This is a genomic window from uncultured Lutibacter sp., assembly GCF_947493565.1.
Lineage (GTDB): Bacteria > Bacteroidota > Bacteroidia > Flavobacteriales > Flavobacteriaceae > Lutibacter > Lutibacter aestuarii.
In genome coordinates, this window is record NZ_CANLRG010000003.1 from 313,765 (window position 1) to 326,303 (window position 12,539).

The window sequence follows — 12,539 nt, forward strand, 5'->3', positions numbered from 1 at the left end:
TGGTTACTTCAGTTATAAAGACGAAACATTGTATTAAGTGTGGCACAATTATCTAAATAAATATTTTAAATTTACCAAAATTTTTAGAAGCTTATTAAAAAAACTGTTAAAAGCGTTCTTAAAACTACTAAAATTATCAAGCTAAAATGAGCTACCAATTTACTATAGTTGTACCGGTGTACAACGAAGAAGACAATTTAAAACGTGTAGAAGAAGAATTATCCAAATACATAAAAATTGCCATAAAAAAAACCAAAGTTTTATTTGTAAATGACGGAAGCAAAGATAAAAGCCAAGAGCTTATTGAAGCTATTTGTACAAATAATCATGATTTTAAATTTATTCAATTTGAAAAAAACTGTGGGTTAAGTGCTGCTATTACTGCTGGATTTAAAAATACAGATACTGAACTCGTTGGCTATATTGATTCTGATTTACAAACGGCTCCTGAAGACTTTAATTTATTACTAAAGGAAATTGGAAACTATGATTTAGTTACTGGAGTTAGAGCAAATAGAAAAGATTCATTTGTAAAAAATATGTCATCAACAATAGCAAATGGAATTAGACGAGCTTTTACCCATGACGGAATGGATGATACAGGTTGCCCTTTAAAAGTTATAAAAACTTCCTATGCTAAAAACATCCCTATGTTTAAAGGCTTACATCGCTTTTTACCTGCAATGATTTTACTACAAAACGGTAAAATTAAACAAATACCTGTACAACACTTTCCTAGAATTGCTGGTGAAGCTAAATACGGTTTATGGAATAGGCTTTTAGGCCCTTTAATGGATTGTTTTGCTTATGTATGGATGAAAAAGAAATACATTAATTATTCTATTGCCAAAAAGAGTTAATGAGCAACTGGATTATTTATACCATAGGATTTTTAGCCCAATTACTTTTTTCGGGAAGGTTAGTACTGCAATGGATTTTATCTGAAAAAAACAAAAAAGTTTTAACTCCTTCTTTATTTTGGAAGCTCAGTTTATTAGCTTCATTTATGTTGTTTGTTTACGGCTACTTACGTGATGATTTTGCGATTATGCTAGGACAAATACTTACATATTTTATTTATATAAGAAATTTACAATTGCAAGGTGAATGGCAAAAAACCCCAAAATTATTAAGATGGTTTTTATGGATATTCCCTATCATACTTGTAATTTACGGACATAATAACAATACCTATGATATAGAAAAGCTTTTTAGAAATGAAGCTATTCCCCTTTGGTTACTTTTACTAGGAATCGTTGCTCAAATTATTTTTACATTGCGTTTTGTATATCAATGGATTTATTCTGAAAAAAATAAAGAATCATCATTACCTTTTGGGTTTTGGTTACTGAGTCTTATCGGTTCGTTAATGATTTTAGCTTATGCCATTTTAAGAAAAGATCCTGTTCTTCTTATAGGACATTTGATGGGTTCATTTATATATACGAGAAATATTTTTATTTTAAAAAAGCAAATCTGATAACTAAAATTCAAGTATGAAACACAAATTATACATTTTTCTAAGTATTGTTTTTGTCATACTCATTTTTAAATTAGGTAGTTGGGGGTTAACCTTTAGTAGCGAAGCTAGATATGCTGAAATTGCTAAAGAAATGTTTGTCAAAGGAGACTTTATTAACCCTGTTCTTTTGGGAATTAAGCATTTACATAAACCTCCTGTTACTTATTATTTAACCGCTTTAGGATATCAACTCTTTGGAATCAATGAGTTTGGCGCTCGCTTTTTTATGCAAGTTGCTCTTATTTTACAGCTTTTATTTGTGTTTAAAATTACATTATTGTTATATAAAAAGGAAAAGATAGCTTTTGCTGCTACCCTTATTTATTTTTCTTTTCCAATAGTTATCATTGCAGTTAGAAACCTTACTACTGATGCTTATTTAACAACTTTTATATTAGGCTCCATATATTTTTGGTTGCAATATAGGGAACAATCTAAACCCTATTTTTTATACTTATTTTATCTATTCCTAGGACTTATTTTTGAAACAAAAGGCCCTGTGGGTTTTATAGTTCCTTTAACATTTATTATAACGTACAAAATAGTACATAAAAACAAAATTGAAATATCCATACATCAAATTTTAGGATTTTTATTATTTTCAGTAGTTTCATTAAGTTGGTATCTTGCTGTAATTTATAAAAATGAAGGCTTACTCGACTATTTTTTAAACACTCAAATTGTTGAACGAATTTCCAAAAACAAATTTAATAGAGAAAAGCCTATTTGGTATTATCTCGTTTTAATACCACTTGTAGGACTTCCATGGGTATTTTATTTGATCCTTTATTTTAAAAAGAATTTTAAAATAATAATTACAAAAAAAAGTACTGATTTTATCTTGTTAGTTACCTTTTCTATTTTATTTATAATTTTATCATTATCCACATCAAAACTAATTTTATACATTCTTCCGCTTTATTTTATTTTAGCTATTTTTTCTGCTAAATATTTAAGTACGAGTTCTAAAAAAGGAATTCAAAATTTATCCATTTTATTTTTAATTTTAATTGGCTTAATATGTACCTCTTTAGTAATTATTTCAATTATTAAAAGTGATGGTATTGAAATTAACCTATCTGTTTCATTAATCCTATTTACAATCTCTGTAATAATTTCATTGCTTATTTATAAAAAAATTTCTCCTAAAAATTATCTTAAACCAACCTATTTGGCAGTTATTTTTATAGGTACTATTATTATCTCTTCTAACCATATTTTTACAGAAAATGAATTAAAAATAAACTCCGTAAAACCTATTGTAAATTTCATTAAAGAGACCCATAAGCAAGAGCATGAAATTTTAGTCTATAATTACCTTCTACCCTCTTTATCTTTTTATTTAGGAGATAATATCACTACTATCAATCATGGAAAATACACAACACAGCGTGAAGTTCAATTTGAAACAAATAAACTTTGGAAAAAACATTTAATCAATTATTTTGATCCAATTGATCGTGCAAGGCTTTTAAATTTTACTTCTAAAGATTCTATTTTCTTAATCAAAAGAAAAAAAGATATTTTGCCCGATACGTTATTAACTTTAAAAAACAACCTAAAACATCAAAAAGATTTCGGTAAATTTGAAGTGTTTTATTAATACATTAAAAAATGCTAAAACTTGTTGAAAAATACCCTTTAATTGTATTGTTTTTAGTGGTTATTTTTATGCTTCTAATTCATTTAAACATACTTAATGTTACCATAATGGAGGCTAGAAATTTTATTACTTCTAGAGAAATGATTAATGATGGTAATTGGTTTTTAACAACTATGAATGGAGAAGCAAGGTATCAAAAACCTCCACTACCAACTTGGCTTACAGCTTTTTCAGGATTGATATTTGGGGTTAATAGTCTATTTGCGCTTCGTTTACCTGCTGCTTTAATGGTATTATTTTTAGGTGTTTTTGCTTATTTTTTATCACTAAAATTAACATTCTCCAAAAAACAGAGTTTACAAAATAGTTTAATCCTCATCACCTCATTTTATATTTTTGCAATTATTAATGAAGCTCCATGGGATATTTTTACACATGGATTTATGTTAGCAGGATTATACTATCTTTTTTGTTTTTTTAATGAGAAAACTTTCTTTTGGAAAAACGCTTTATTTTCAGCTTTATTTATAGGATTATCCATTATGAGTAAAGGCCCCGTATCATTATATGCATTATTTTTACCTTTCATAATCTCCTATAGTTTTGTTTATAAATATGAAAATTTTAAAAGAAAATTAATTCCTTTTTTAATTCATATTCTACTTTTTATAATTATAGGTGGTTGGTGGTTTATTTATGTGCGAATTGCAGATGCCAATGCTTTTTTAGAAATTGCTTCTAAAGAAACTGGAAATTGGAGCAGTTATAATGTTAAACCATTTTATTACTATTGGAGTTTTTTTACTCAAACTGGTTTATGGACAATTCCTGCATTTATAAGTTTAATTTATCCTTATTTAATTAAACGTGTAAATCATAAAAAAGCCTATAAATTTACATTTTGGTGGACCATAAGCGCCGTAATTTTATTGTCTATTATCCCTGAAAAAAAACCACGTTACTTAGTTCCTGTATTAATACCTTTAGCTTTAAATACAGGTTTTTACATACAATACCTTATCGATTATTTTAAAAATTTTAATTCAAAGAAAGAGCGTATTCCTGTATATTTTAACTTCAGTTTAATTAGTGTTATTGCAATTTCAGTTCCAATTATTCTTCTTTTAACTTTAAAAGAAAATATAACAAATTATTTAATCAGCTTTATCTGTTTAAGTTGTAGTTCAATTCTTTTAAGTTTTTTAATTCTTAAAAATTTATTCCGAAAAGATATTCAAAAAGTATTTTATATCACTGTTTTTTTTATGGTAACTCTTTTTCTTTTCGGTTTACCAATCTCAAAACATTTTACTAAAAACCAAGCATATAATTCAATTAATAAATTGCATACAATTGAATTAAAAAATGATATTAAAAGTTATTCTATTGGTGAATTAACCCCTGAACTTTTATGGGACTATAATGGGAAAATTAAAAATATTTATAAAAATGATGTTTTGGATATACCTGCTGAAAATAATTTTGGAATCTTATTGATGAATAAAGATGTTGAATTTATAAAATTGAAATTAGCTAATAAATATACTTTTAAATTATTAGATACCTACAATTTAAATTTTGGCGCAAAAAATAAAGAAAGATTGATTCGACAATTCTATTTAGTATCAAAAAAATAGTACTTTTGACTTATGAAAACACTTACATTAGTAGATAAAATAGCCTACATTTTTTTAATTATTATTTTTGGATTTGGTATTTATTATGCAAATTCAAATTTAACTTACTTTGATGAGGTTTACACCAAAGAGGATGGCTTTGTTGAATACGGTACTGCTTTGTTACTTTTTTGTTCAAGCATTCTTTTATTTAGCAGATTTATTAAACTTCAAAAAACAAAAAAAATACTTTGGAAACTTGGTATATTAGCTATCGCTTTTGTGTTTATATTTGGTGCAGGTGAAGAAATTTCTTGGGGGCAAAGAATTTTCAATATTGAATCATCAGCATATTTTAAAGAAAATAATGCGCAAGCTGAAACCAATTTACACAATATGGTTGTGAATGGAAAAAAAATAAATAAACTTATTTTCAGTCAATTGTTAACTGTTATTTTAATTATTTATTTATTAATTCTACCTTTTATTTATAGAAAATTTGCTGGAATTAAAAAACTGGTAGACAATTTTGCAGTACCTATAGTAAAATGGCATCAAACAATTGCCTTTTTACTAACAACTGCCATTTTAGTTTTTATAAGTTCAAATAGAAAATGGGAATTATACGAACTTGCTTTTGGAGTTATTTTCTTTTTAATTTTCTTAAATCCTTTTAATAAAGAAATTTACGAAACTAATTAATTCTTTTTTCAAAAAAATTAAACATCCAATACATAAGAGTTCCATATAAAATTCCAAAAAAGATGCCTGTTAAAACATCTAAAGGAAAATGAACGCCTATATACACCCTACTATAGGCTACTAATAGTGCCCAAAAAATTAGAAAAATGGCTTTTAATTTAATTGTTGGTTTTAAAATTAAACCAAAAAAAACTGCAATTGCCATAGAGTTTCCTGCATGAGCAGAAAAATAAGAATACAACCCTCCGCAACGTTCTTTAACCAATCTCATTAAATTTATTAGACTTTCATCATGACAAGGTCTTAACCGCTTAAAACCATATTTAAATAAATTACTCGTTTGGTCGGAAATAGTTATAAGAACTATTACAAAAAATAGGACTAAAATTGTTTTTTTGAATCCAAACTGTTTGAATGTAATATAAAGTAAAACTATATACAAAGGGATGGCTTTGTATTTATCCGTTATAAATAACCAAAAGCCATCCCATTGCAATGTTCCTAAATTATTTAGGTATAAAAATAATTCTATATCTTTTTCTATCAGTGAGTCAAACATTAATATTGAAAAATTTATTCGTTGGTGATTATTTCTACCAATTCCACCTCAAAAACCAAATCAGAATTTGGAGGAATCACCTTTCCTGCTCCTTGAGGTCCATATCCTAAATGTGATGGGATAAAAATTAGTGCTTTATCTCCAACATTCATTTTTTGTAAACCTTCTTTAAAACCTGCAATTAATTTAGCTTCATTACTGTAAACCGCATTAAATGGTGCATATGCTCCTGCATCATCTTGACGATGGTCAAACATTTCATATTTCTCAGCCAACTCTTTCCAAGTGGTCCAAAATAACTTCCCATCAGTAAAATAACCTGCGCAAGCTACTTTAACATTTACTCCTGCGTTAGGCTTTACTCCATTTTTAGTTTCTGTAATAACATATTTTAATCCTGAAGGTAATTCTGTTGCTTTAGGAAGAAATTCATCGAACTTAGCTTTTGTTTCAGCTAAAATTTTAGCTAAACGTTCTTCTTTAGCTTTTTCTCTAGCTCCACGATTTTCAAAGTATTCATCAAATTTTTGTTTTGCCTTGAATTTTTTAGCAGCTTTACCAATTTTAATAATACTTACCGTTTTTATTGTATCATTCTTTATGATAGAATCAACAACATTTTGTCCTTCAATTACCTCTCCAAATACGGTATGCTTCCCATTTAGCCAAGAAGTTTCTTTATGCGTTATAAAAAATTGACTTCCATTGGTGGCGGGACCAGAATTTGCCATGGATAAAATTCCAGCTTTATCATGTTTTAAAAGTAGGTTTCCATCATCATCTTTTGGAAATTCATCATCAAATTTATAACCAGGGCTTCCAGAACCAGTTCCAGTTGGGTCTCCAGTTTGAATCATAAAATCTTTAATAACTCTATGAAATATTACTCCATTATAGTAAGGCTTCCCTTTAAGTGAATCCACAATAAAATTATTTTCACCTTCAGCCAAAGAAACAAAATTTGCTACCGTTATTGGCGTTTTTTCAAACTCTAATTTTAATAATATGTTTCCTTTATTGGTTTCCATATTTGCATACAAACCATCATCTAAACCTGCATATTTTGTGGGTTTACAAGACACAGCAAATAGTGTAAAAAGAATGATTGAAGTTATTTTAACTAATTTCATACCTATACATTTTAATTAAAAGATCTTATTTTTTTACAATATCTAATAATTCAACTTCAAAAATCAAAACATCAAAAGGTCTAATTTTTCCTCCTTGTCTTGGAAATGCTCCATAACCCAATTCTTGAGGAATAAAGAATTTGTATTTTGAGCCAACGCTCATTAATTGTAAACCTTCGGTCCAACCTTTTATAACTCTATTGGCAAAAAATTCTAATGGATTGCCTTTTTCAACAGAACTATCAAAAACAGTTCCATCAATTAATGTACCATGGTAATGTACTTTAACTTTAGAAGTTGCAGAAGGTTTTTCACCAGTACCTTCTTTTAAAACAATGTATTGTAAACCGCTTTCAGTAACTTTTACATTTTCATTTTTTTTATTTTCTTCTAAAAACTTTAACCCTTCTTCTTTTACGCTTCCAAATTCTTCTTCAGCTTTTTTAATTGCTTCTTCTTGTTGTTTTTTACGAGCTTCTTCTTGTTTCTTTTGAAAAAATTCTCTCAAAATAGTTTCAACTTGTTGAGGTTCTATTAATAAGTTTGTTGAATCAATTCCACTAATGACACCTTGTATAAAAAGATCTCTATCTACATCTGGAAAATTACCTTTTAACTTGCTAGCTATATCTAAACCTAAGGCATAACTTGCTCTTTCTTCTTCTGTATCTAAAGAATTTTTAATTTTTGGATTGTTGCAAGCAACAAACATTAAAACAGTTGTAAATACTACTAAAAACTTAATTGATTTCATTTTGCTTATTTATTTTATTTAATTGAACGTTATAAATTAATGGTTGATTAATTCCTATTTTATTATTGTCACCCAAATAACCATAAATTTTATGTGATGGGAATAGAAAGGTAACATTATCACCAACTTTCATAAGTTTTAACCCATTTCTAAGTCCTTCGGGCAATTCTTGCTTATCTACTATATATTTTTGTATGCCAAGCTCATCTGAACTATAAATAATTGTATTATTTAAATCTGCTATTTCACAGGTATAAAATAATTGATCGCCTATTTGTGGCAAATAGGATTCGTTAGATTGCACATTGTATTTATACCAAAATCCATTGGCAGAATTTGTGTAATTACTTAAAGAGTCTTTTTTAATAACATCCTTTATTGCTTCTTCTTCTAGTTCAATAATTTTTTTATTTATTGAAACCGATTCTTTCATAAAAGAAGAAGTTTTTTGAGTTACCGGCTTTCTAGGTGTTGGGTTTACACAAGAAACTAAAAGTAAGATTGCTATAAAATAGAAAAAACTATTTTTCATAAGAATTGTATAATTCATGTTGATAATTTGGCAAGATACTTAAAAACTTAGACACGGTAGCATCTAATGAAATTTCTGTCCTTCCACCTGCCGCATTATCGTGCCCTCCTCCATTAAAATGTTCTCTAGCAAATTTATTAACTGAAAAACTTCCTTTGGATCTAAAAGAAATTTTTATAATCTGCTGATCGGTATCTTCTATAAATATTGCTGCAAAAACAATTCCATCTAAAGACAAGCCATAATTCACAATTCCTTCAGTATCACCTTTCTGAAAACTGAACTCATTTAATTCATCTTGTGTTAAAGTTATATAAGCCGTTTTTAATTGATCTATAACAACCAAATTACTTAATGCTCTACCCAACAATTGCAATCTGCCATAAGAATTGGTATCATATACATTGTTATGTATTATAGCATTATTAGCTCCTTTATCAATTAAATTTGCAATAATTAGATGAGTTGTACTTGTAGTTGAAGGAAATCTAAAAGACCCCGTATCAGTCATTATCCCAGTATACAAACAAGTTGCAATTTCTTTATTAATTGAATCTTCATCCTCTAACATTTCTAAAAAATGATATACCATTTGACAGGTAGAACAAATTGAAGTATCTGAAAATAAAAATTTTGCAACAGCCTCTGGTTCTTGATGGTGATCTATCATTATAAAATCCCCTTTAAAATCTTTAAGTGTATTCTCCATATCAGATCCTACACGATGTAAAGCATTAAAATCTAATAAAAAAATAATAGCAGCTTCATCGATGGCTTTTTTTGACTGTCTATTTTGCATATCAAATTTATAGACCTCTTTAGAGCCTGGTAGCCATTTTAAAAAGTTTGGATAATCATTTGGGCTCACAACCGTAGCTTTATGTCCCTTAAGATTGAGATAATGATACATCGCTAAACATGCACCAATAGCATCACCATCTGGGTTTTTATGTGGAACAATTACTATATTTTGTGGTGTAGCTAACAATGCGCTAACTTCACTAATATCACTTTTTTTCATAAGGTTGCGAATATACAATATATTAACATTACTTTTTGGTTGAACCAACGTATATTTGTTAAAATTGAACTAAAGTTACAAAAATGAATTATCAAAAATTAATCTTATTGTTACTAATAACTTTCTATGGTTGTAAAAAGAATAAAATTCCTACAAATAAAACCCTAAAAAAAGTTAAGAACACCTATGACTTTGTGATAGCTTTCGGCTCTTGCAATAACCAAAATATGGTGAATAATTTTTGGAATACTATTGATGAAAACAATCCTAATATTTGGATTTGGGGAGGAGATATTATTTATTCAGACACCTATAATATGAGTTATTTGGAAAAAAATTATATTCAACAAAAAAATAATGTTGAGTATCAAAATTTTATAAAAAATAAAGAAATTTTAGCTACTTGGGACGACCATGATTACGGATTGAATGATGGCGGAATAGAATATACCAAAAAAAAAGAATCTCAACAGCTATTTTTAGATTTTTTAAACGTTGACAAAAATGACGAACGAAGAAAACAAGAAGGTGTTTATTTTGCCAAAAGTTACAACGTAAATAATACCAATATAAAGATTATTGCTTTAGACACTCGCTATTTTAGAACAGAATTAACCCCCGATACTGAAACTAAAAAAAGATACCAACCCAATAGTTATGGAAGAGGTAGTATTTTAGGAGAAACACAATGGAAATGGCTTGAAGAACAGTTGAAAAACTCTAAAGCCGATTACCATATATTAGTAAGCAGCATTCAATTTTTATCGGCCGAACACGGATTTGAATCTTGGGGAAATATGCCGCATGAAGTTGATAAACTAGAGGCGCTTTTAAAATCTACTCAAGCTAAAAACACCATTATTTTATCGGGAGATAGACATATTTCTGAATTTTCAAAAAAAGAAGTTGATGGTTTAAATTACCCTCTAATTGATTTCACTTCAAGCGGATTAACACACTCTTATTCAGGATTTACTGAAGAGCCTAATATTTATAGAGTTGGAACTGTTGTTTCTAAAAAGAGTTTTGGTTTATTAAAATTCAATTTCAATCAAAATAAGGTCATTTTTGAAATCAAAGGAGCGGCTAATGAAGTTTACCAAACCTTAACTCAAAATTATTAATTGCTAATTTTCATTTGTTTAGAAAATACTATATTTGCGCCGATTTAAAAATTTAGAAAAACAAAATGGCAACAAACAGAACTTTTACAATGCTTAAACCTGATTCAGTTGAAAAAGGATATATTGGAGCAATATTAGAAAAAATTAATGCTACAGGTTTTAGAATTGTAGCAATGAAAATGACCCAAATGACTGTAGCGGATGCTAAAGAATTTTATGCAATACATAGTGAACGCCCATTTTTTGGTGAATTAGTTGAATATATGACTCGTGGACCAATTATTGCTGCAGTATTAGAAAAAGAAAACGCAGTTGAAGACTTTAGAGCTTTAATTGGAGCTACAAATCCAGCTGAAGCTGCTGAAGGAACTATTAGAAAAATGTATGCTGCTTCTATGGGAGAAAATGCAGTTCACGGATCTGATAGCGATGAAAATGCTGCTATTGAAAGTGCTTTTCATTTTTCTGGAAGAGAAATGTTTTAAAAACAACTTATATAAATATAATTCAAAAAAATCCGTTGTTTCCAACGGATTTTTTTTAGCTCAATATTATTTTTGAGATTAAAGTTTCACCTAATTCTTCATTCATCATTTTTACAATTTTTTCTTTACCATAGCTAAGCTCTTCTCTTAAAACTGATGATTTTAATCTTACCACCAATGTTTTTCCATTCATTTCAACACTTTGAGTGTAAGATACAATTCCGTTTCCCATTAGTTTTGCCCAAGCATCATTAACAGAAATTCTTTGCATTCCTTTAGTCAGTTTATTTTCCTTAATTACATCCTTCATTAAATCTTGAATAGAATGAAATTCATTTTGACGTTTAGCCATTATAATTGAAATATTTTATAGGATTGTTGTGTTTTTTTAACTACTTCTTCTGTTCTTTCTTTATGAGTATCACTAATAAATAATTGCCCAAATTCATCATTATTCACTAAATTAATTATTTGATGAACTCTTGAATCATCCAATTTATCAAAAATATCATCTAATAATAATATAGGTTTCATGTGCGACTGTGTTCGAATAAAATCAAATTGTGCTAATTTTAATGCTATTAAATACGATTTTTGCTGTCCTTGAGATCCAAACTTTTTTACTGGATACCCCTCTATTTCAAACAATAAATCATCTTTATGCACTCCTACACTAGTGTATTGCAACACACGGTCTTTATCTAAATTTTCTTCAAACAACGTTAACAAGTTAGTATCATTTAATTGCGTTTTGTAAATTAAATTTACTTCCTCTTTACTATTTGAGATAGATTTATAACGCTCTTTAAAAATGGGTATAAACTCTGATAAAAAACGACTTCTTTTTTCATAAATTACACTTCCGTAACGTTCTAATTGTTCATTATACACTTTTAAATTTACTTCATCAAACGTTCTATTGAATGCAAAATACTTTAACAAGGAATTTCTTTGAGCTAATACTTTATTATATTTTATGATAGTTTGTAAGTATATGGTATCCGATTGAGAAATTACATTATCCATAAATTTTCTTCTAGTATCACTGCCTTCTATAATTAAATCTCTATCTGCTGGAGAAATAATAACCAAAGGCAAATACCCAATATGCTCAGAAAATTTTTCATAAGCCTTTCCATTTCTTTTAATAACTTTTTTGTTGCCTCTTTTTAGGCTACAAACAACCTTATCAATTTTATCGTCAATTTTATAAATTCCTTCAATCATAAAAAAATCTTCAGAATGACGAATATTTTGTGTAGCTACAGAATTAAAATAACTTTTGGCAAAAGAAAGATAATAAATAGCATCTAAAACATTGGTTTTCCCAACGCCGTTATTCCCAACAAAACAATTTATTTTCTCCTCAAAATCAAAAGATTGAGATTCAAAATTTTTAAAATTTACTAAAGTTATTTTTTCTAAATGCATTTATTTTTATTGAAACGATAAAATTATTCAAAATAAATGAAAATTTAGACACATTTGCAT

14 protein-coding genes are annotated in these 12,539 nt (G+C 27.9%); 7 read left to right on the forward strand and 7 right to left on the reverse strand.

All coding sequences use genetic code 11. The annotated features are described in order from the left end of the window. The first annotated feature begins 146 nt into the window (after nucleotides 1-146). From Q0714_RS05175 to Q0714_RS05195, 5 genes are read left to right on the forward strand one after another with little or no spacing between them, the layout of a single operon-like run. Nucleotides 147-860 (forward strand): glycosyltransferase, encoded by a 714-nt coding sequence (locus Q0714_RS05175; RefSeq protein ID WP_298263264.1) that lies wholly within the window; start codon nucleotides 147-149, stop codon nucleotides 858-860. Next, nucleotides 860-1,480 carry a lipid-A-disaccharide synthase N-terminal domain-containing protein gene (locus tag Q0714_RS05180; RefSeq protein WP_298263265.1) on the forward strand — a complete coding sequence of 207 codons (621 nt, stop codon included), beginning with the start codon at nucleotides 860-862 and terminating at the stop codon, nucleotides 1,478-1,480. Before Q0714_RS05175 ends, Q0714_RS05180 begins: the two co-directional genes overlap by 1 nt. Before the next feature lie 16 nt (nucleotides 1,481-1,496). After that, the gene (locus Q0714_RS05185) at nucleotides 1,497-3,125 is read left to right on the forward strand and encodes a glycosyltransferase family 39 protein (RefSeq protein WP_298263266.1); all 1,629 of its coding nucleotides are present in this window, start codon (nucleotides 1,497-1,499) and stop codon (nucleotides 3,123-3,125) included. An 11-nt stretch (nucleotides 3,126-3,136) separates the two neighbouring features. Then, complete coding sequence (locus Q0714_RS05190; protein WP_298263267.1) at nucleotides 3,137-4,762, forward strand: glycosyltransferase; 1,626 nt, start codon at nucleotides 3,137-3,139, stop codon at nucleotides 4,760-4,762. Between the two features lie 12 nt (nucleotides 4,763-4,774). Beyond that, nucleotides 4,775-5,443: a hypothetical protein gene (locus Q0714_RS05195; RefSeq protein WP_298263268.1), complete on the forward strand. Its 669-nt coding sequence runs from the start codon at nucleotides 4,775-4,777 to the stop codon at nucleotides 5,441-5,443. Here the strand turns inward: Q0714_RS05195 and Q0714_RS05200 are convergent. Genes Q0714_RS05200 through Q0714_RS05220 form a run of 5 tightly spaced genes read right to left on the reverse strand, consistent with a single transcriptional unit; the run spans nucleotide 5,436 to nucleotide 9,439 of the window. Further along, nucleotides 5,436-6,002, reverse strand: a complete 567-nt coding sequence (locus Q0714_RS05200) for a phosphatase PAP2 family protein (RefSeq protein ID WP_298263270.1) — start codon at nucleotides 6,000-6,002, stop codon at nucleotides 5,436-5,438. The genes Q0714_RS05195 and Q0714_RS05200 overlap by 8 nt on opposite strands. 14 nt (nucleotides 6,003-6,016) lie before the next feature. Next, nucleotides 6,017-7,132, reverse strand: a complete 1,116-nt coding sequence (locus Q0714_RS05205) for a peptidylprolyl isomerase (RefSeq protein ID WP_298263271.1) — start codon at nucleotides 7,130-7,132, stop codon at nucleotides 6,017-6,019. Between the two features lie 25 nt (nucleotides 7,133-7,157). Beyond that, nucleotides 7,158-7,886, reverse strand: coding sequence for an FKBP-type peptidyl-prolyl cis-trans isomerase (locus Q0714_RS05210; RefSeq protein WP_298263272.1), 729 nt, complete (start codon nucleotides 7,884-7,886; stop codon nucleotides 7,158-7,160). After that, nucleotides 7,873-8,436 (reverse strand): gliding motility-associated peptidyl-prolyl isomerase GldI, encoded by a 564-nt coding sequence (gldI, locus tag Q0714_RS05215; protein WP_298263273.1) that lies wholly within the window; start codon nucleotides 8,434-8,436, stop codon nucleotides 7,873-7,875. Before gldI ends, Q0714_RS05210 begins: the two co-directional genes overlap by 14 nt. Then, nucleotides 8,408-9,439 carry a bifunctional oligoribonuclease/PAP phosphatase NrnA gene (locus tag Q0714_RS05220; protein ID WP_298263274.1) on the reverse strand — a complete coding sequence of 344 codons (1,032 nt, stop codon included), beginning with the start codon at nucleotides 9,437-9,439 and terminating at the stop codon, nucleotides 8,408-8,410. The genes gldI and Q0714_RS05220 overlap by 29 nt, the downstream gene beginning before the upstream one ends. Before the next feature lie 83 nt (nucleotides 9,440-9,522). On the opposite strand from Q0714_RS05220, the gene Q0714_RS05225 reads away from it, so the two are divergent. Continuing rightward, a complete protein-coding gene (locus Q0714_RS05225) occupies nucleotides 9,523-10,563 on the forward strand; it encodes an alkaline phosphatase D family protein (protein WP_298263275.1) in 1,041 nt (346 codons plus the stop codon). A gap of 65 nt (nucleotides 10,564-10,628) precedes the next feature. Beyond that, nucleotides 10,629-11,048 (forward strand): nucleoside-diphosphate kinase, encoded by a 420-nt coding sequence (locus tag Q0714_RS05230; RefSeq protein WP_298263276.1) that lies wholly within the window; start codon nucleotides 10,629-10,631, stop codon nucleotides 11,046-11,048. A 55-nt stretch (nucleotides 11,049-11,103) separates the two neighbouring features. On the opposite strand, the gene Q0714_RS05235 is transcribed toward Q0714_RS05230, so the two are convergent. Continuing rightward, on the reverse strand, nucleotides 11,104-11,400 hold the full coding sequence (locus Q0714_RS05235; protein ID WP_298263277.1) for a DUF721 domain-containing protein: 297 nt from the start codon (nucleotides 11,398-11,400) through the stop codon (nucleotides 11,104-11,106). Continuing rightward, the gene (locus Q0714_RS05240; protein ID WP_298263278.1) at nucleotides 11,400-12,479 is read right to left on the reverse strand and encodes a DNA replication/repair protein RecF; all 1,080 of its coding nucleotides are present in this window, start codon (nucleotides 12,477-12,479) and stop codon (nucleotides 11,400-11,402) included. The genes Q0714_RS05235 and Q0714_RS05240 overlap by 1 nt, the downstream gene beginning before the upstream one ends. Nucleotides 12,480-12,539 lie beyond the last annotated feature (60 nt).